This window comes from Dyella sp. 01N36, from assembly GCF_056399745.1.
In genome coordinates this window covers 1-18,540 of sequence record NZ_JBFTRY010000065.1, presented here as the reverse complement: position 1 = coordinate 18,540, position 18,540 = coordinate 1, and the positions used below count along the sequence as shown (strand labels likewise).

General features: G+C 60.2%; 19 protein-coding genes and 2 pseudogenes. 17 read left to right on the top strand and 4 right to left on the bottom strand.

Annotation, left to right across the window (positions count from 1 at the left end; genetic code table 11):
• The coding region (locus tag AC1DMG_RS12140) for a transposase (RefSeq protein ID WP_477180176.1) at positions 1-186 on the bottom strand (186 nt) is incomplete at its 3' end.
• Positions 187-259: 73 nt separating this feature from the next.
• On the opposite strand from AC1DMG_RS12140, the pseudogene AC1DMG_RS12135 reads away from it, so the two are divergent.
• Positions 260-499, top strand: a pseudogene (locus tag AC1DMG_RS12135) (DUF4262 domain-containing protein); the annotation flags it as partial.
• Positions 500-806: 307 nt separating this feature from the next.
• Here AC1DMG_RS12135 and AC1DMG_RS12130 read toward each other — a convergent pair.
• The 3 genes from AC1DMG_RS12130 to AC1DMG_RS12120 form a co-directional block, all read right to left on the bottom strand.
• The gene (locus AC1DMG_RS12130) at positions 807-2,585 is read right to left on the bottom strand and encodes a S53 family peptidase (RefSeq protein ID WP_441605321.1); all 1,779 of its coding nucleotides are present in this window, start codon (positions 2,583-2,585) and stop codon (positions 807-809) included.
• Between the two features lie 895 nt (positions 2,586-3,480).
• Positions 3,481-4,257, bottom strand: coding sequence for a ferredoxin--NADP reductase (locus AC1DMG_RS12125; protein WP_441605328.1), 777 nt, complete (start codon positions 4,255-4,257; stop codon positions 3,481-3,483).
• Positions 4,258-4,366: 109 nt separating this feature from the next.
• Complete coding sequence (locus AC1DMG_RS12120) at positions 4,367-5,749, bottom strand: NAD(P)/FAD-dependent oxidoreductase (RefSeq protein WP_441605322.1); 1,383 nt, start codon at positions 5,747-5,749, stop codon at positions 4,367-4,369.
• Positions 5,750-5,867: 118 nt separating this feature from the next.
• Between AC1DMG_RS12120 and AC1DMG_RS12115 the strand changes: the two genes are divergently transcribed.
• The 16 genes and pseudogenes from AC1DMG_RS12115 to AC1DMG_RS12040 all read left to right on the top strand — a co-directional run.
• A complete protein-coding gene (locus AC1DMG_RS12115; protein WP_441605323.1) occupies positions 5,868-7,418 on the top strand; it encodes a bifunctional AfsR/SARP family transcriptional regulator/alpha/beta hydrolase in 1,551 nt (516 codons plus the stop codon).
• Positions 7,419-7,689: 271 nt separating this feature from the next.
• Entirely contained in the window at positions 7,690-8,025 is a 336-nt protein-coding gene (locus AC1DMG_RS12110) for a hypothetical protein (protein WP_441605324.1), read from the top strand.
• Between the two features lie 78 nt (positions 8,026-8,103).
• Complete coding sequence (locus tag AC1DMG_RS12105; protein WP_441605325.1) at positions 8,104-8,538, top strand: hypothetical protein; 435 nt, start codon at positions 8,104-8,106, stop codon at positions 8,536-8,538.
• A 658-nt stretch (positions 8,539-9,196) separates the two neighbouring features.
• Positions 9,197-9,700, top strand: coding sequence for an Hsp70 family protein (locus AC1DMG_RS12100; RefSeq protein WP_477180555.1), 504 nt, complete (start codon positions 9,197-9,199; stop codon positions 9,698-9,700).
• Complete coding sequence (locus AC1DMG_RS12095; RefSeq protein ID WP_477180554.1) at positions 9,669-10,895, top strand: Hsp70 family protein; 1,227 nt, start codon at positions 9,669-9,671, stop codon at positions 10,893-10,895. Before AC1DMG_RS12100 ends, AC1DMG_RS12095 begins: the two co-directional genes overlap by 32 nt.
• On the top strand, positions 10,892-12,478 hold the full coding sequence (locus AC1DMG_RS12090; RefSeq protein ID WP_441605327.1) for a hypothetical protein: 1,587 nt from the start codon (positions 10,892-10,894) through the stop codon (positions 12,476-12,478). Before AC1DMG_RS12095 ends, AC1DMG_RS12090 begins: the two co-directional genes overlap by 4 nt.
• 1,062 nt (positions 12,479-13,540) lie before the next feature.
• Complete coding sequence (locus AC1DMG_RS12085; RefSeq protein ID WP_441605684.1) at positions 13,541-14,071, top strand: energy transducer TonB family protein; 531 nt, start codon at positions 13,541-13,543, stop codon at positions 14,069-14,071.
• A 308-nt stretch (positions 14,072-14,379) separates the two neighbouring features.
• Positions 14,380-14,823 carry a DUF2059 domain-containing protein gene (locus tag AC1DMG_RS12080; RefSeq protein WP_441605683.1) on the top strand — a complete coding sequence of 148 codons (444 nt, stop codon included), beginning with the start codon at positions 14,380-14,382 and terminating at the stop codon, positions 14,821-14,823.
• A gap of 220 nt (positions 14,824-15,043) precedes the next feature.
• A complete protein-coding gene (locus AC1DMG_RS12075) occupies positions 15,044-15,628 on the top strand; it encodes an NIF family HAD-type phosphatase (RefSeq protein WP_441605682.1) in 585 nt (194 codons plus the stop codon).
• 73 nt (positions 15,629-15,701) lie between these two features.
• The gene (locus AC1DMG_RS12070) at positions 15,702-16,031 is read left to right on the top strand and encodes a hypothetical protein (protein WP_477180553.1); all 330 of its coding nucleotides are present in this window, start codon (positions 15,702-15,704) and stop codon (positions 16,029-16,031) included.
• Positions 16,032-16,083: 52 nt separating this feature from the next.
• Positions 16,084-16,359 carry a DUF6881 domain-containing protein gene (locus AC1DMG_RS12065; RefSeq protein WP_441605680.1) on the top strand — a complete coding sequence of 92 codons (276 nt, stop codon included), beginning with the start codon at positions 16,084-16,086 and terminating at the stop codon, positions 16,357-16,359.
• A gap of 62 nt (positions 16,360-16,421) precedes the next feature.
• Positions 16,422-16,733 (top strand): hypothetical protein, encoded by a 312-nt coding sequence (locus AC1DMG_RS12060; protein WP_441605679.1) that lies wholly within the window; start codon positions 16,422-16,424, stop codon positions 16,731-16,733.
• Between the two features lie 58 nt (positions 16,734-16,791).
• On the top strand, positions 16,792-17,433 hold the full coding sequence (locus AC1DMG_RS12055) for a hypothetical protein (protein ID WP_441605678.1): 642 nt from the start codon (positions 16,792-16,794) through the stop codon (positions 17,431-17,433).
• Between the two features lie 124 nt (positions 17,434-17,557).
• Positions 17,558-17,899 carry a hypothetical protein gene (locus AC1DMG_RS12050; RefSeq protein WP_441605677.1) on the top strand — a complete coding sequence of 114 codons (342 nt, stop codon included), beginning with the start codon at positions 17,558-17,560 and terminating at the stop codon, positions 17,897-17,899.
• Positions 17,900-17,968: 69 nt separating this feature from the next.
• Complete coding sequence (locus AC1DMG_RS12045; protein ID WP_441605676.1) at positions 17,969-18,259, top strand: hypothetical protein; 291 nt, start codon at positions 17,969-17,971, stop codon at positions 18,257-18,259.
• A gap of 122 nt (positions 18,260-18,381) precedes the next feature.
• A pseudogene (locus AC1DMG_RS12040) lies at positions 18,382-18,540 on the top strand (IS110 family transposase); the annotation flags it as partial.

The window sequence follows — 18,540 nt, the reverse complement described above, 5'->3', positions numbered from 1 at the left end:
CTTCATCTGCCCTTGCCCGGGAAACGCCTGCTGCGGATCGGCCACCAGCTCTCGTACCCATTTGCGCAGCACGTTCTCATGCAGCCCCAGATCACGGGCCGCCTGCGTCACCGCTACACCGCGCTCGTTAACCAGTCGCACCGCTTCAAGCTTGAACTCGCGACTGAACGTCCTTCGTGTTCCCATAAACCACCTCCGGCTTCATCATCCCACCTAAACCCGGTGTCTGTGAAACCGGCCGCAGTCCACCAGAGCGCGTGCTGGCGAGACGTTCAGTCCTGGGATGCGTGCTCAAGGTTTCCTGGATGACTTCGACTGCGAGTTCCGCACGGTGAGTCCAATCCACTACGAGCAATACACGGGCTGGGATATCTGGCTCTATGGAGGAACCAACTTTCGACTCCTCCAACTCGTATACCCATCCACCACGGGCGCCTGGCCTTGGGATGAAGACAGTGGTGAGGCGTTTCAGGCCTGGCAACCTGTGCTTGAAACCTAGCGCTATGGCAAAGTCCGCTTCCCGCCCAGAGCGGACGCGGTGCTTGAGGCTTCTAGAGGCCAGGAAAGGGCGCGACTGATGCCGAATTTCCTGGGCTTATGCGTTTCCCGCCCGGGTGGGAAAGTTTGGGTCTCTGTCCCGACGAACTCGTTGCGCGAGAGAAGCGCATGCACGCCCACATGGGGGTGGTCTTCTTTCAGCAGCACCTGTGAAAGGTGCAGCGCGAAGCGAAGCGCCATGACCGTCACTCCGAAAAGGATGGCCGAAGGCGGCTGACATCCGCCTTCGGCATCCGATCTGGTCTTGCTTAGTGTGTAGCGGTATTGAAGCCGGGTGTGGCGGTGATGAAGCTGCTTGCCGCCTGGATGTCGATGCTGCCCCAACCAGTGGCGTTGTCGCGACCGGCGACGGCGGAGTAGTAGCCGTTGTTGCCCGTCGTTACGTCGTGGAACGGAAACTGGCTGGCGTAGGCATACAGCGCCGGGGCGGCGAAGCCCAGGCCATTGTTGTTCGCCGATTCAAGTCGTGCCCACACGCCGACAAAAAGCGGGGATGCCAGGCTGGTGCCGCCGTTCAAGTAATAGCCGGACTGGCTGATGCCCGAGGTTGAGCTCGCCGTGAAGTAGACGATGATCGGCGAGTTGGTCCAGTCCGCGTCAAAGGCCACGTCCGGCACGGTGCGATGTGCATAACCGCTCGGCTGCCAGCTCGGCGTGGCTTCCGATGCACTCACGCCGCCACCGCTGTACGGCCAGGAGGCTTCCGAGACGTAGCTATCAGTTGAGGAGGTGTTGAGCGTGGTGCCGCCCACGGCAACCACGTACGGCGAGCTCGCCGGGTAGTTCACCGAAAGCTGCGTGGTGCTGCCATAGGCGCCGTTCTCCGGCGCACTGCCATTGAGCGGGCAAGGATAGGAACCGTTGTCGCCGGTGGCGGCCGAGAAAGTCTGTCCCTGGGTGACGCCCAGCGCGAAGGCCGAATCGGCAAAACCCGGCGCGCCATCGCACTCCGGAAGACCCCACGACATGTTGAGGACCTTCGCGCTGTTGTCGCTTACGGCTCGGTTGATCACCTGCAGCAGTCCGCTGTTGGAGGCGCCACTCGATCCCGTGCGCGAGCTGTAGGTGCCGCCGTCCGTATAGAAGATCAGCTTCTGAAGGCTGCCGGCTGCGCCAACGATCGCCTGCGCGTCCATGCCCCACTCGCCCTGGCCGCTGTCGTCCTTGCTGGTCGTGGTGACGGTCGACACGATCGAGGTCGGCACCGCGGTAATTCCCTGGCCGCTTTCGAACTTGGTCAGGTCGGTCTGCGCATTGGTCATGCTGCCCCAGCCAAGCACCGCCACGGTTGTATTGCTGGCCGTCGCGGTCGTGCCGGCGTCATAGACGGTCGCAAACTCCTGCGGGTAGTAGGCATGGGCTGCCGAATTGCCCGTCGTCGACACCACCGTATAAGCGGGCTTGATCTGCGATCCGGGCACCGAGAAAACGCGGGCCTGATGCAGGGTGTTGAAGCCCAGCACCTGATCCACGGTCTGGCTCAGCGCCGCCGGCACCTGCACGTCGCTGGTGTTGGCGATGCCATCCTTGCCGTGGCGCGTGTAATGGCCGATCGCTGTCCGGAAAGCATTGCGTGCTGCGCCAACGGTGCCATCGGCGGTGACCAGCAAGCGGTTCGGCGCGATCTCGATGTTGGTGAAACCCTGCTGCGCGAGATAGTCCGCAACGGACTTGGCTTGCTCCTGAGTGGGCGCAAAGAGCTCGGTACTGTCCTTGCTGCTCAGGAACTGATGATAGGACGGGCTGCCCTGACGGAAGAGTTCTCGCGTGAAATCCTGAAGAACGTCCTGGTTACGCAGCTTCAGCGACACGGTGATCGACACTGGCTCCTGATCGGCGGCATAGCCCTGAAAGGCGGCGTCGCCGGTATAGGGAACGTGGGTGCGGGTAACAGTCCACGACGACGCGTCGGCGCCAAACGCGGATTGCGCCACAAGGGCGCCCTGGATGCCGAGCGTCAATGCCAAAAGGCTCATCACGCGTCCGCCGATGAACAGGCGCGAGCCGCCTTTGCTTTCGTTTTTCATGCGCAAGAACTCCCCAATGATTGGATGACAGGCCCACATGGGCCGATGCAGCCAAAAAACGCAAACACAAACCCGGGCCATGGCGATGTGCGAATCGCCTTGGCTGCGCTGTGGAATACGGAATGCAAGAGAAGGCAGTACGGCTGCCTCGAGCTCTATGCGCTGGCTGTCCTTTTTTTATAGGGAAGTCGCGTCACTGGAAGTGTGACTACGTTCTCGTTGCGTGGCGCAAGAATATGCTGACGCGTGCCTGTCGTCGGCGTCGATGGCTGCACTCTCACATGGCCATCCAGATGGCTATCTGGTTTTTGCAGGATACCTGCCATCGCTGGTACCAAGCGCCGATGCCCGTATGGATTGGGGCATCTGCGCAACCGCAGCGCCCTTGCTTGCACCGTTGCGGCGACTGGCGGATAGCATCGGCGTAGCGTTCCCTGCCGTGCGAGATCCAAGTCTCCACGCGCAACTCGGGTGCGGTGCTATTCATTGGGTGCGCGTAACACCGGGAGCACGCCGTCGGATCTCTGCGGGCCCGCCGTTGGCCATTCGCACGACAAAGCAAGCGATGCCGCCCAGTACGGCGCCAAGGCGGGCGGGCAGCCGAGCCGTCGGCCAACAACGAGCACTACCGCACCCAGCAACGCTGCGCTTGCATAGATGTTCGCAACCAGCACCATGGGCACCCGCAGCTTCTGGGTCGGGTTGATCTGGGAGTTGCTCTTGTGGGGAGCATTGGCCTATGTATTCCTAAGGCTGTTGGCTCACCTGGAGTGACTGTTCACGTTGCGGCTGTTGGGCTCGTGTGGCATCCACACACCATCTCCGGGGGCTGGGTCTGGGAAATCCGGCACAGCGTGCACTCGGCCCGGCTTTGCGACCATTGTTTTGATGCTTTCTACTTCTCGACAAAAGCGCGCTCGATAACGTAGTCCCCCGCTTGGCCGACACGCGGGCTGATCGTGAAGCCGCGAGCATCGAGCAGGTCGCGTGTGTCCTTGAGCATTGCCGGGCTGCCGCAGATCATCGCGCGGTCGGTTTCCGGGCTGAGCGGGGCCAGGCCGATGTCCTGGAAAAGTTGGCCGGACTCGACGAGGTCGGTCAGGCGTCCGCGGTTGCGGTACGGTTCGCGCGTGACGGTCGGGTAATAAATCAGCTTCTCGGCGATCATCTCACCGAGCCATTCGTGCTGCAGCAATTCCCTGGTCAGATAGTCCTGGTAGGCCAGTTCGCTCACGGTGCGCACGCCGTGCAGCAGTATCACCTTTTCGAATTTTTCGTAGGTCGCGACGTCGCGAACGATGCTCATGAAGGGTGCCAGACCTGTGCCGGTGGCGAACAGGTAGAGGTTCTTGCCGGGCAGAAGATCCCTGATGACCAGCGTACCCGTGGACTTCTTACTGACGAGGATGTCGTTGCCCGGACGCAGGTGTTGCAGACGCGAGGTCAGTGGGCCGTTGGGCACCTTGATGCTCAGAAACTCGAGGTCTTCCTCGTAGTTGGCGCTGGCAATCGAGTACGCACGCATCAGCGGCGCCCCCTCAATCTCGAGGCCGATCATCGCGAAGTGGCCATTATCGAAGCGCAGCGCCTCGTCCCGTGTCGTCGTGAAGGAAAACAGCGTTTCGTTCCAATGACGAACGCTCAGGACCCTTTCAGTAGTGAAGGCAGTCATCTTGATGGGCGTCGTTGATGAGGTGGCGTTGAGTCGTTTTTTGCCATGGCGGGCGCCATCGTGGCGACCACGCCAAGGCGACTGCACCGAGCCATACCGTGTTGTCCGGTCATGACGATGCGCCATGCTGCTCTGCTGTTTCAGTTGCTGGCGAGGTAGTCGAGAACGCACGCATGAAGTTGCCAAGCCAGACTCGCCTGGCAATCGCGGGGCGCAGCAGTGATGACGGCGGCATCATCAGGTTCACGACTTTCAAAAACGTTGTCGCCAGCGTGCTGTCTTCCATCGCGGCAAGATGAAGCTTGTCGATGTACCAGTTGATGAAGCGCAGCATTGGCGTGCGCGCGCCCTTGACTCGCTGATTGCGCAGGTCGCTTCCGACCGCGATGTGCCACGGAATGTCCACGATCGTCGCGGCCGCCTTGAAGAACCGGCGCGCGAGATTTTTTGTGCCCGCGCTTAGACACTGTTGCAGCATCAAGGCCTCTTGGGCAGCAACGGTCATGCCCTGGCCGTAGATAGGGTTGAAGCTGCAGAAGGCGTCACCATACACCAGGTAGTTGCCGGGGAAGCGTGAGAGCTTTTCATACCGCCGGCGCTGGCTTTCGGCGTAGCGGTAGCGATTGAATCCACTCAGCGGCTCGCCGCGAGCGACGATGTCGTGCATCTCCATCGTCGGCAGTGTCGCCAGATAGGCGAGAAAGCCTTGATCATCGTCGGGCGCGTCATCGCCGAGAAAGCCGCCGGTGCTGATGGTCCAGCTGTCGTTCTCCTGCGCGAGCATGACGCCATTGCGCCAGTTCGGCGCACTGCCGGCGACGACGATGCCGAGCTTGCCGCCCAGCTCGCCTGGGCGACGTCGATAAGTACGAGTCATGTAGCAGATGCCGATATGGACCCTCTCCTGGGCGGGAGGCAGGTAGCCCAGCTGCTGGAGCCACGCCGCGCTTGATGAGCCGCGGCCAGTCGCATCGATGACAAGGTCCGCATGGATGGTTTCCTCCGGTTTGCCTCCGACGCGCGCGCTCACACCAATCACACTTTTGCCGGCGGCGTCAGCGACAAGGCCCCGGACAGAGCAATTCTCGATGGCGCAAACGTTCGGGAACGCCAGCAGTCGTCGGCGCAAGTGGCCCTCGAGCAAGGGGCGGCTCGCGAGCAAGCCGTCAAGGTCGCTCTTGCCGTTAGCCAGCCTGACATTGCGGCCGATCCAGATCACATCGTTCGCAACATCACCGATCAACCCGCCGCTCTGCGCCACGACCTCGGCGTTGTATCCCGGGAAGAACGCCTCGAGTACCTCGCTTCCGCGCGCCAGCAAACCGTGCGTATGGCGACCTTGCGGCACGCCCTTGCGCGGCGTGTCTGCCGCAGGAAACGCATCGCGTTCAAGCACGGTGACGGTGGTGTAGAAATCCGCCAGTGCGCGGGCGGCCAGAAGCCCACCCATGCTGGCGCCGATCACGATCGCATGCTCGCCCAGATTTTTCATGGCAATCCTCCGTTTCAATGGGTCGCGATGAATCCGGCAACCATCGCTTGCACGGAATGCTAGGATTGCCCCGTCCCCTGAGCGTCCCCTGGACGCCGTCACTGAGGGTCGCCTCGCCATGGCTCTGCTCAGAGTGCAGACGCTTGGATTTCCCGAGATACGTCGAGATGGCCGGCCATGTCCGCTGGCCTTGCGCAAAGGCCTTGCGCTGCTGGTCTACCTGGCCGAAACGAAGGGATCCGTCGGACGCGATGTCGTCGCCACGATGTTGTGGCCGGAAGGTAGCGAAGAGGTAGTGCGGGCGCGCTTGCGGCGCCTGTTGCATCACCTCCAGCGCACGCTGGGCGACGAGGTTCTCACCATCGACCGATCCACGGTGCGATGGTCGGCGACGATCGACCTGCAGGTGGATTCCCATCGATTCGAGCAAGCCTGTGACGATGGCCAGTTCGAGCGTGCGTGCGGACTCTACTGCGGTGACTTTCTTGAGGGCTTTACGCCTGGCGATTGCCCACAGTTCGACGAGTGGGCCTTCTTTCGTCGCGAGGCCTTGCGGGGCCGGTTGATCCAGGCGCTGGAGCGGCTGGTGCAGGATAAGCATGCAGCAGGCGACTATGCGGCTGCGGCCATGCATGCTGGCCGTCTGGTCGAGTTCGACCCGCTCAGCGAAGTGTACGGCCGGCACCTCATCCGCAGCCTCTTGCTCGCGGGCGACCGGGCCACCGCCCAGCGGCATTTCGAGGCCATGCGGCAGCGCCTTCACGACGAGCTCAACGTGGCTCCCGAATGGGAGACCCGTGCGCTGCTCGATGCCGGCACAACCTTGCCCAGCGAGAACCCGCCGTCAACGCGCTACGTCAGCGGTGAGGGCGTCCATCTCGCTTTCCAGACCTACGGCACGGGCCGCTTCGATATTCTGTTGTTGCCTGGTTTTGTGTCTCACGTCGAACGGGTGTGGGAGGAGCCCCGGTGTCGGGCGTTCCTGTCGTCACTCGCCGGGATGGGGCGTCTCGTCTTGCTCGATCGCCGGGGCGTCGGGCTGTCGGACAGGGTCGGCTTCAATCCCAGTGTCGAGGCCACCGCGCAGGACATCGGCACGGTGCTCGACGCCGCCGGCAGCCGCCGGGTCGTGTTGTTCGGCGCGTCCGAGGGTGGACCTGCATGCATCAAGTTTGCCGTCGACCATCCTCATCGCGTCGCCGGACTCATTCTGTTCGCCTCGCTGGCCAAGGGTGTCGCAACGCCCGACTACGGCCACGCGCTTCAGGCCAGCCAATATGAAAGATGGCTGCAGCACCTCATCGCAGGGTGGGGTGGACCTGCGGGTATCGAAACCTTCGCGCCGAGCCTGTCAGGCGATCCGCAGGCCAGGGCCTGGTGGGCAGGCTTGCTGCGGGCTGCGTCGAGCCCGGGCGCCATCAGGGGCGTGCTCGATACGTTGCGCGATATGGATGTGCGAGACCTGTTAGACCGAGTTGCCGTGCCGACTCTGGTGCTGCACCGTCACGACGACCGCGCGGTGCGCGTGGGCGCCGGACGGCACCTCGCCGGCCATATCGCGAAAGCGCGATTCGTTGAACTGGAAGGCGCCGATCATTGGCCCCATGCGGGCGATCAACAACCCGTCCTGGAGAACATCAAGCAATTTGTGGGCAACCTTGCTGTGTAGTTGCGAACCGCGGATAACAGGACGCGAGCTTCGGCGCAGTGCAAAGGCAGCGTCCAGAACCCGCCAAATGCAGGCCCGCGGAACCTGACACAGGCGATCACCTGTGCGTCATGTTTGACGAGCGCCGGCTTGCAACGATCAGGATGCGCAATCAGGGCGAGGGCCAATGTCTGTTTCCGGCCCAGAGCGGGCACTGATGTCTGAAGTATCCACTTTCTCCCAAAGTGAGCCTGGTTTATAAAAGCGACGTTCATCGAAAGGAAGCCGGGGCATGAGCAAGGATGCCGATCAGAGGGGAGCGTGGGACGAGGTCATGGCCCATGACCTGCCAGGAAAACTGCTACTGGTGGGACTCACGTTCACGGACATCGGGGGCAAGCCCGAGCGACAGGAGCAGTTCTGGGGGCGTGTAACTTCAGTTGCCCAGGATGCCGGCATCACACTGGCACTGCAGGGTAGTCGTGACGGAGAGTCTTTCAATCTCCCGCCAGACATGCGATCCATCGAGTCTGCTCCGCCGGGTGAGTACCACCTTCGGTCGACAGGGGAAGTCGTTACAAATCCCGACTACACGATAACCTTCTTCATCCAGCCTGGTGAGCGTTGAGTCTGCTGCGTGCGGTGGGTCGGCTTGCGATCCAAAGCGGACTCAACTTATGGAGCTGAACTACCAAGGAGGGTGCCTGTGAACGTTGCGCAGCTCATCGCGATCGCCTTGGGACTGGTGGCTGCAAACACGGCAGTGTTCGTATTTGCACTCAATCCGGGCATGACGAATGGTTTCTTCTTCGGTGGATTGCTTTTCTATCTGCTCGCGCAGTTGCCGCGCTCATGGAGCGGGTTGGCAATAACCATGCGTGAGTGGGGCGACAAATGGCGGGAGTGGCTGGGGCCCAACAAAGCGGTCGTCTCACATTCAGGGGAACGTCGTCTTGCTGCGCACCGTTCCATCGCCGTTCTCAGTCTGTTTCTGTTGTTCGGTTTGCTGTCGATGTGTGTTCGATCGCAAGAATCCAAACATGCTGTAACGACGGATCTGTCCTGCCTGCTTGGCATGTGGTTTGGATTTCTGACCGGCTACCTCGTCGTCATGGGTCGACGTGAATCACCACCGCGATGAGTTATCTCCAGCGAGCGTGTGCCCGGGATTTGGTCAGCAGGGGCGAGGCAGGCTGGCCATGTCTGCCTTCGACGCAAAGCAGTCACGATGGTCGTGCAAATTGCAGTGCCATCGGGGCATAACCTTTCCAAGGAAGGAGGGCTTGGTGAACTTTGTTCTTGGTTGCCTGGGGATGGTCGTCTTCACGGTGTTGCGGCATAAGCAGCTCGGCTGGGCGTCTGTTGCCAAGTATTGGCTCGGATGGATGGCGGGAACTCTTGTTTTTGCCTACGTGTTGCGCACGGAAATAGGTGCCGGGGTTTACTGCTGGTGCTTTGTCCTCTATGCATTTACGCGGAGCTAGCGGCTGTTGCCGCCTCAGTGTGCCTCCCGTTTCCGGACTCCGACGGAATCAGATCCGATCCTGTCGTCTTGAGCTGAAAGGTCTGCTGCGCTCGGCAGCGGGTGATCGAGCCTCGGGGTCATGCCCTGGCCGGGTCGGCATCCGCGTCCGGCCCAGCGTCGTCGTCGGTCGTGCAACCACCATCTGGCCGATGGCCGGCTCCGCTGGCGTCAACCCCAAGCTGGCAGGAGGTCGTGCGTATGCGCGCCCTGCTCGCTGCAAACCGGCCACTGTTCGATTATCCTCATGGCGATATTCAACCGAAGGGGCGGTTGCATGATCGTAGGGATCGATTTGGGTACCACGCACTCACTTGTCAGTGTGTGGACACCGGAAGGACCACAGCTGATTCGCAACGTGCATGGCAGCTTCCTTACGCCATCCGTGGTCGGCATAGGCGACGACGGCGCCGTGCTGGTCGGTGCGGCGGCGCAATCACGACTCGTGACGCACCCTCATCTGACGGTGGCCGCGTTCAAGCGCAGCATGGGGTCCGATCGGGTATCGCAGATCGGAACCCATCGGTTCCGCGCGGAAGAATTGTCCGCCTTGGTGCTCAAATCCTTGATCGCCGACGTACAAACGGAAACGGGCGAACAGGTCACCGAGGCCATCATCAGCGTGCCGGCCTATTTCAGCGACGCGCAGCGAAAGGCAACGCGCAATGCGGGAGCCCTGGCCGGCATCCAGGTCGATCGGCTGGTCAACGAACCCACGGCAGCCGCTCTGGCTTATGGCCTGGAGAAGAGTGGGGGGCGAATCGCGATTTCTGGTCCTTGACCTGGGTGGCGGCACCTTCGACGTGTCGATCCTCGAGTTGTTCGACGGCGTGATGGAGGTGCATGCCACTGCCGGCGACAACTTCCTCGGCGGTGAGGACTTCGTGGGGGTGCTGACGCAGTCGTTCTGCCAGGATCTCAATCTTCGTTACGAATCGCTCGGCCCGAGCGACCGCGCCAAACTTCGCGAGCGGATGGAACGCTTCAAGCGCGACTTGTCGCAGGGCGCCATCCTCGATGCACCGGTGGATCTTGAAGCGGGTTCGTTTCGCTGGAGCATCACCGAGCCGGAGTTCGAATCGCGAGCGGCCCTGTTGCTTGGCCGCATGCGCGCGCCGATCGAGCGCGCGATGCGTGACTCCAAGAGCGCGAGCCACGACCTGGACGAGATCCTGCTCGTCGGCGGCKCCTCGCGCATGCCGATGGTCAGCCGTCTGGTCACGCGCATGTTTGGACGTCTGCCGCTGCGCCACATCAACCCGGACGAAGCGATCGCGCGCGGAACCGCCGTCATGGCTGGTCTCAAGGCACGCGCCGAGTCGTTGCGCGAAGTCGTGATGACCGATGTATGCCCCTACAGCCTTGGCATCGAGGTGTCGCACCGTGACGCGACGGGCCACCGTGAGAATGGCCTCTACTCGCCCATCATCGAGCGCAATACCGTGGTGCCGACCAGCAAATCGGGCACGTTCTATCCCACGGCAGACTTTCAGACATCGCTGAAGCTGCGCGTCTTTCAGGGCGAATCGCCGCGAGTGTCGGGCAATATTCTGCTTGGCGAGATCGAAGTGCCGCTGCCCCGCGCCGTCATCAGCGAAAACTCGGTAGACGTTCGATTTACCTACGACATCAGCGGGATCATCGAAGTCGAAGCACGGGTCGTCAAGTCACAGGAGCGCCACAGCCTGGTGATCCAACACCATGCGTCCTCCATGACGCCAGAACAGATCGCCGAACGCCTCGGCGAATTGGCGCATCTGAAAATCCATCCGCGCGACGACCAGGTGAATATGGTCCTCATCGCTCGCGCGGAACGCCTTTACGAAGAGCGGATCGGCGACGTGCGCAGAGTCCTGTCCGAATGGATACAGGCATTTCGGGCCGTACTGGAAAGCCAGGATCCCTTGCGCATTCGAACGGCGCAGAAACAGTTCGGCGATGCACTGGCAAGTGTCGAGGCGGAGTCGATCGTTTGAATCCGGCGTGGTGGACGATTCTTGGCATCGCGCCCACGGACGACGTGCGCTCGGTCAAGCGGGCGTACGCCACACGGCTGAAGGCATGCCGACCGGAGGATGATCCGCAGGCCTTTGCCCAGCTCCGCGAGGCCTATGACGCCGTTCTTTCCCGATTGAAGAGCGCTTCGAAGGAGCCCGTTGCTTATGCTGCCGGCGTGCACTTGGCACACGCCAAGCTCACGTCCGCTGTCCATGAGGAGCGCGTTGAACAATCGGCTGCGGGCCGGAAGCTTGCCGAAGATGCATCCCAGGTGGTCGACAAGGCGGCGCCGGCCGCTATCGTGAGGCCGCTGCCAACCATGCCGGGCGCTCCCCGCGCTCCCTTGCCGCCGCCCGCAACGCGGCTTGCGCCCGACGTGAGCACGACCGGTGCGCATCCGTCGCCACAGCAGGTGGCCGCGAACATTCTGGCGCAGACCAAAGATCGCGATGGCCGGTGGTCGGGATTCGCCATCTGGCTGCATGGCCATGACGCCCTGATCTCCCTGGATTTCAAGGCCGCCACGTCCGAAGCCCTGCTCCGGAAGATCGCTGCCGAAGGCTCCCCGCGCCGCGAAGCGATCGAGGTGCTGGCTCAGTTCTTTGGTTGGGACGACTACAGAAAGCCGGGCGCCCCGCACGTCGCCAGCATGCTCGTCACCCAGGTGCAGCAGCGCGTATCCAAGGACGAATTCGCAAAGTGGCTGGATGCACCGGGCAACCAAAAGAATTCGGCCGCGCGTACCCTAAGAACCGTTCGCAAGTTTGGTGGCGGTAAGCGCGCGTGGATGATGGCGTCCTTGCTGATCAACCGAAGCCGTATCGCGCGGTCGTTCAGGGCGGTCACGTCCACCTACGGCGGGGCGGCGCTGCCTGCTGTCCTGGGCGAAAAGGCGACCAGGTTCTGGTATCGCGCACTCGCGCCGATGCCCAACCTGCTGCAGATGGCCTTGACCATTCCGATGGCAGCCGTGTCTGCCATCCTCATCGCGACGCTGCTGCTGACAGACACCAGCAACGCCCCGATGGTGGCGTTGATAGGGCTGTGGACGGCCATGCTGCTCGCCGCCGCGCTCTTCTTCACCGACTGGTTCGGAATAGCCCTGCGTTCGTGGCAGCTGCGTTGGCATCCAGCCATCCGGCGACGCCTGCATGCTCTGGCGCAAGTGCTGCGACTGGAGAAAGTACCCAGGGAAGCATGGGGCGCAATGGTGCTGGCGGTGTTGGGCGTCGCCGGTTGGAAATGGCCGCCTTCCTTCCCGGACTGGCCGTTTTACACGCTGGTGCTGCTCATGTCGCTTGGCGCCTTCAAGGAACGGCGTGTCATCTATGGCTGCGCCATGGCAGCCCTTGGCGCATGCGCGTTGTCCAAACTCTTTTTCGACAATGGAAAAGTCCCGTTCCTCGCCCTCCTGGTCACGCTGTGGCTTGGTCGATGGCTGCACCAACGATGGACACGAGCGTTTCCACGGTCCAAGGCGAGGCAGGAGACCGTGATTCTCATCGTTGGAGTGACGATCGGACTGACCTGCTTTGTGCTCGCGGGATGGCGCCTCGGGTGACGCCACCGTGCACCGCGCGGCGTTGGCAGAGCCTCGACCGTATTCGGATCACGGGATTACTGGAGGATGAGCTCGGGGCCAGCGGTGAGATTCGGAGTGTGGTGATGTCTGCTTTCGACTGCGACTTCAGCCGGTCGACGCAACACACTATAGACGCGCAAGCGTTAGGAGTGTTGCGTCGACCGGCTGAAGTCGCAACCCAAAGCGGACATGCTATGGAGAGAACGCACGAACTGCCGTGTCAGCGTCATAACAGGAGAAAGGCGATGTTTAGTGTAGGAGGGACGTCACCGAAATCGGCGACGGCGAAGTTCATCTGGTGGTCGATCTTCTCGCTCCTTGTGCTGTCTTTCTTATACGTACTGACAAAAAACCTTGCCTAGGATGAGGCAATGGGTGGTTAGCGTATGTCCGCTTCCGACCCGTAGCGGACGTCACGCATATGCGCATCTAAGCTAGGCAAAGCGTCAGGAGCTTCAGATAGATGATTCCAGTACAGAAGGCCCTGTTTGGAAAAATTGCCGACCGGGAGACGGCCATTGATCTAGCCACCTGGGCCGGTGATTGCTATTTCGGGTGCGCCGCGTTGCTGGCCTTTTTCTGGCTTCTGTTCGCCCCTGGACTGATATTCGCTTTTTCTCTCTTCGCGATTTGCGGCTACTTCACCCGGTTCAAACACAGCCGCACCGGGGCCGTAGCCGGCGCCCTTCTAGGGGTCGTAAGTTTCGTCTTTTGGGCAGGGCCTCTGTCTTTCACCCGAGTCGGGGGCCTGTTGGCATTTACAACTTGGATTGGAACGCGTGGTGCCGTGGCAACCTTCAGGCTAAACGGAAGGTTTCAAGCGCCTGGTCAATGAATTCAGAAACCGCGAGACCGCCCGCTTGGCTGTCTCTCAATGATGCAAAAGACAGATGACAAGGTCCGCTTCCGACCCGTAGCAGACGGATTGCGCGGAGCTCACGGGGTGGGGCTATGCAGTTCAGAGTGGAGTACATAAGGTCCGCTTCCGACCCGTAGCAGGCGCTGGGTTCCATTGGGATGGCAGCGTCGTGAGGAGAGAACATGGAACTGATCAATGAGATCAAGAGCTCCTTGGTTTTTAGCTGCGCTCTGTGGCTGCTTTCTGCGCAGGTTACTTATGCGCAAGTCCAGTCCGGCCAGACCGCGAGCACTCCAGAGCAAGTGTCGAAAGCTGACAAAGCCAAAGAGCTCGAGCAGCTACGTCAGGAGGTTAAGAGCCGAATGGCCAACTTCCACCCCCGTCGAAGTGACCCCGGGCAGTCAAAGGCTATGGAGGCCTATGCGAATGCTTGGATCGGTCGGGTGCAGGCCGTGGGCAATCGCAAATACCTCGCGATGGCAGCAGGCGATAGGCAATATGGAAGTGTGTTGATTACGGCTGTGGTCAAGCGAGACGGAACGTTGTCTTCCGCCAGCGTTGTGCGATCTTCCGGATTTCAGACGCTAGATGATGCAGCTTTAAAAGCTGTGTATGAGGCTTCGCCATTTGATCCTTTTCCATCGCAAGTTCAGGACATCGACGAGCTCTACATCACAAGAAGTTTTGACTTTGAGCATGGACATGGTGGGTGATCCGCAAAAACGGGGTTGCGCAAAAACGAAGTCAACTTCGTTTAAGCCTTGGCTTTGGGCTCGAGAAGTGAACCTGACCCCGTTTCCGCGGCCCCGATGGCGGGCGGGATTTCGTTGGCGACTACAAGGCGAAAGGGGTCTTCTTTCGACCCAGAGCGGACATCGCTACATTGTCGAAGGCACACAATTGTCAGCAGTTGGCGATCTGGAGTGAGGGGGGATGAAAGGAGCGTGGCGACTAGTGCTGCCGATCTCCTATTGGTGCGATCGCCGACCCCGGCAAGCGCACGGAATGATTGGAGAGAGGGATGAAGATCAACCCGATGTTTTGCATTGTCGCATCTGTTGCGCTGTGGTCGGCAGCGATACACGCGCAAGCGGCGAATGACGCGACTGCTTCTGATGGAGTTTTCGAACAATTGGTGGAAGTGACCAACTTCCTGGACAACTACAGGAACATGGCGGGCGTGGCGGCCGAGGTGTCCGCGGCCAGGGGAAAAGGGAATGATGCGGAGTTCGCTAAGCTCATGGCAAGCGTTGCTCGACATGGCATTTCGGATGTCAAAGGCTGTGTGGCACGAGGGTTCTCAGGGCCACCGATGACACCTCAGGATGCAGCCAACCTGATCAAGACATTCAAGACTCCGATGGGCCAGAAGACCCTGGAGCTTGGGCAGGCCATGCTGATCAATGATGTTAGACATGGCTCCCCCCCAGGGGCCGGATCCTGCTTTTGTCAGTGCACTCACTGACCAGGAGCGCCAAGAGCTGATCAGCATCCGCGAGCAGCCATCCTTTGTTCACTATGGACAGCTCATGGCTAGTGGTGGGTTCCAGCGAAGCATTGGACAATGCCTTATGGCATCCAAGGCGTTTCGGGAGAGCGGCGTCAAAATGTAAGTTCCTCGAACGTCCGCTTTCGACCCGAAGCGGACATTGCGAAAACTCGAACAGCGGGGATGTAGAGAGGCCGTGGAGCAACAGCACTTACTGATATTGGACTTGGATGAAACGTTGGTGCACGCAACCAATGTGCCGTTGTCGCGCGCGCCAGACTTCGAAGTGCCGCCCTACGCACTCTATCTCCGACCCGGAGTCCGCGAGTTTCTCGACTGGGCGCTAGAAACCTTCCGGGTGGCCGTTTGGACATCTTCGTCCCCAAAATACGCAGAGATCGTCACGGGCCTCTTGTTTGACGACCTTTCAAAGCTTGAATTTGTATGGGCACGAGATAGGTGCACTCCGCGACGTGATTTTGAGCGGGACGTTTGGTGGGACTCAAAATCTCTGCACAAGGTGAGGCGTCGCGGCTTTGACTTGCGTCGGGTTCTCGCAGTGGATGACAACCCCGAGAAATACACGCGCAGCTACGGAAACCTTATATCGGTGACGCCATATCAAGGAAGCCCTAACGATGATGAGCTGCGATATCTACGGCGATACTTAGAGCAACTGGCGCTTCATCCAAATGTCCGCAGTGTCGAAAAGCGTTTTTGGCGCCGCCGTCTAGAGGATGCCGACAAATCGGTGTCTTCTAACTATTTGGCTGGTCAGTGAACAATGTCCGCTTTCGACCCAAAGCGGACATCTTCTAATGGCTTTGAGACAAGGGAATTAGGGGCGCATRAGCTTGTCCGATTTTGATCTTGAGCTAGACGAACTATTCAATCGATCAGTTCATCGGCTTCAGGCGGCTGAAGTCTTTGACGCTAACGCGTTTGTTGCCTTGCGCGACTATCTGAGCGGCAAAGCTTCGGACATCGCTGCCGAGCACGTTGTTTCCAAGCAGATCCTGGGTTGTTTGATGAAGGCGAGGGATGCGATCCAGCGCAGTGCACCTTGGGTGCCCGAAGCGAAGGCCAATCAGAAGATGGCTGACGAATTCGACCTGCTGCTTTGCCAAATTGCCTACGGCGTTGATCCGGCAACAAGACAGCCAGGCGTACCCAGGATCGTCTAGGCTAAGGTCTGCTTTCGACCCATAGCGGACGTGCCGGAGTACAGGGGGAGATATGGACTACATCGACGTGGCTTGGCGCCACGAACTGCCGTTGGAGCCGGTCCGGGTCGTGTCTGAGCTCGACGGCAGTCGGATGGAGATAAGGAAACTGGAATTCTTCCGGGATGGATCTGTGGGGCGGGCGTGGAGCGAAGGCTCGAGTCTTGGTACTGCCCTCAGCACTGAGCCAGTTCCAAGCATCGAACAGATCAACGATGACGCTCAGTTCCGCGCCACGGCTATCGACGACACTGAATTCGAGAAGCTATGGTCGACTTCGGCAACCTAGGGGTAAGGTCCGCTTCCGACCCGAAGCGGACGTCTCTGGGTGAGTTTGGGGAGGGAGTCGGAATGAAAGGGATACCAGCGGCACTGCAGGGCCTACACGACGCATCGCTTGTGAGCGTTGAATTCAACTGGAATTCGCGCCATTGCGTGTTGCGTTTTAGTGGGGCGCCAAACCCTGCGCTTCAGCGGCCCTTTTCGATCGATTTTGAAGGCGTCACGATGGTGACGGCGCCTGCCGAGCACCCTTGGGGGACTTCCGGGTCCGTGCTTGAAGTGAAGTCGGACATCCCAGGCAAATATGCGTTTGTGATGCAGTCTGGCGATGAAATTGTGGTGGCCACCGACAGAGAACCGGTGCGCAAAGCTTTAGATTGAAGGGTCCGCTTCCGACCCGAAGCGGACAGAATGCGAAGGCTGACCTTAGGTTCTTCTTTTGATTCTCGATTGGAGCAAATGGATGTCCCGAGGAAAGCTGTGGGCAGCGGTCTTTGTGCTCTTCGTTTGCGCCACCGCCGGCGTCGTCTACGTATGGAGTAGACACAATGGGGCCAACCACCAATCGGTAGTCGATAGAGCGATTTCACCCCTTCCGGCGACGAACCCAGTTGCCGCGCCCCATCCTTCGGCAGCCAACAGTGGGACGGGCAGGTATCAAAATGTCCGCTTTGGCTATGTCGTCGAATACCCGTCTCCGCTGCTGCTCGCCGGGAACGAAGCCGATAACGGTGACGGCTTGAAGTTTGCCCCTGAAATGGGCGACGCGGACATTCGTGTCTGGGGGGAATACAACGTAAATAGTGACTCTCCGGCCGCGATCTTGAAGGCTGACCTCACCAATGACTGCGCCAGCGGCAAGGCGACTTATCAGGTGAGTAAGCCAAATTTGGTGGCGTACTCCTGCCTGACTCCGCAGGGTCGAGTCGTTTACGCGAAGGCCATCATTCGAGGCGACACCCTCGCGACCGTGCGTTTCGACTATGCCCCAAGCGAGCAACAGACTTGGGCACCCGTTATCAAGCAGATGGCCGATACATTGCGTCTGGACGACAGCTCACCGGAGCCTGGCGCCCGTTGACGCAATAGGGGCTTGTTTCAAGGGCCACCGGTATCATGCTCGGAAAGGTCCGCTTTCGACCCATAGCGGACATACCTATCGGCGTTGCGATTCACAGATTTCATTGATTGCGAGGAGCTTGGGCGTGCCTCAAGACGATCAGAACCCATTAATGCGTCGCACATACGTCGTGCGTGCTTCCAGCCAGCTGCTGACGCACCTTGCGGAACACGGTGAAGGGGACCTTGCAGAGTCGCTTTCATTCCCGTCTGTGGTCATGACAGAACCTCTTCGATACGAAGGAAAGCTAGAGAGCTATCGCTCGCTGATTCTCGGTAAATGCAAGACCGGCTTCATCGCCGAACTCTCCGAGGAGATTGGTGGCCGGTTCATCAGCTTGTTCGGTGATCAGCCAGCCATGGCCATATTCGATGCTTGGTGGCTGGCCGAAGAAGCAGATATCGTCGAGATCGCAACAGATTGGTAGGCGGTCGAATGTCCGCTTCCGACCCATAGCAGACCTGGCCGTTTAGCTTAGAAAGGAATCGAACCTACGATGGAAGTGATCGCTGAGAAGCCTTGGAGCTGGATGCTGTTTGCGGACGGTGAGCGCCGGCTTCTCTCCGTTGTTTGCGGCGGCGTTGGCATCTACGAGATTGAATTCGAGCTAACGGCCAATGAAGCGGCTGGCTATAGGCAAACGGGGAGTGCCTACCTCGATGAATTGGCCGGCGCGGCCAGATCCACACCGAGTGCATTTGAGACGAGACGGCTTCCCGGCCTGATAGCGGGTTCGGAGGCGACGGCTGCCGTGGCTGCGTGGCGCAAAAGGCAGTCCCTAGAGTAATTTCAAAGCGCGTTAGGTCCGCTTTCGACCCAAAGCAATGAGATGGACTCCTCCCCGTCTTCGGCATCGAGTGCCAGACTGGAAGCGATTAGAACCAGTCGCTGGCGAAGAGGAGTCCACCCATGAAGCTTACGCGCATCGGAGTAGACGTGGCCAAGCAGGTCTTCCAGGTCCACGGGGTTGATCGACACGAGCAACCGATATGGCGTCGCCGCCTGTCACGAGATCGTTGGCTGAAGGCCGTGCAGGAGGTGGCCGAGCCGGGTTGCGAGATCGGCATG

Excerpts from the sequence above, each read along its gene's own strand:
- AC1DMG_RS12130 (WP_441605321.1), bottom strand. The coding sequence starts at position 2,585 with ATGAAAAACGAAAGCAAAGGCGGCTCGCGCCTGTTCATCGGCGGACGC.
- AC1DMG_RS12125 (WP_441605328.1), bottom strand. The coding sequence starts at position 4,257 with ATGACTGCCTTCACTACTGAAAGGGTCCTGAGCGTTCGTCATTGGAAC.
- AC1DMG_RS12120 (WP_441605322.1), bottom strand. The coding sequence starts at position 5,749 with ATGAAAAATCTGGGCGAGCATGCGATCGTGATCGGCGCCAGCATGGGT.
- AC1DMG_RS12115 (WP_441605323.1), top strand. The coding sequence starts at position 5,868 with ATGGCTCTGCTCAGAGTGCAGACGCTTGGATTTCCCGAGATACGTCGA.
- AC1DMG_RS12110 (WP_441605324.1), top strand. The coding sequence starts at position 7,690 with ATGAGCAAGGATGCCGATCAGAGGGGAGCGTGGGACGAGGTCATGGCC.
- AC1DMG_RS12100 (WP_477180555.1), top strand. The coding sequence starts at position 9,197 with ATGATCGTAGGGATCGATTTGGGTACCACGCACTCACTTGTCAGTGTG.
- AC1DMG_RS12085 (WP_441605684.1), top strand. The coding sequence starts at position 13,541 with ATGGAACTGATCAATGAGATCAAGAGCTCCTTGGTTTTTAGCTGCGCT.
- AC1DMG_RS12080 (WP_441605683.1), top strand. The coding sequence starts at position 14,380 with ATGAAGATCAACCCGATGTTTTGCATTGTCGCATCTGTTGCGCTGTGG.
- AC1DMG_RS12065 (WP_441605680.1), top strand. The coding sequence starts at position 16,084 with ATGGACTACATCGACGTGGCTTGGCGCCACGAACTGCCGTTGGAGCCG.
- AC1DMG_RS12060 (WP_441605679.1), top strand. The coding sequence starts at position 16,422 with ATGAAAGGGATACCAGCGGCACTGCAGGGCCTACACGACGCATCGCTT.
- AC1DMG_RS12045 (WP_441605676.1), top strand. The coding sequence starts at position 17,969 with ATGGAAGTGATCGCTGAGAAGCCTTGGAGCTGGATGCTGTTTGCGGAC.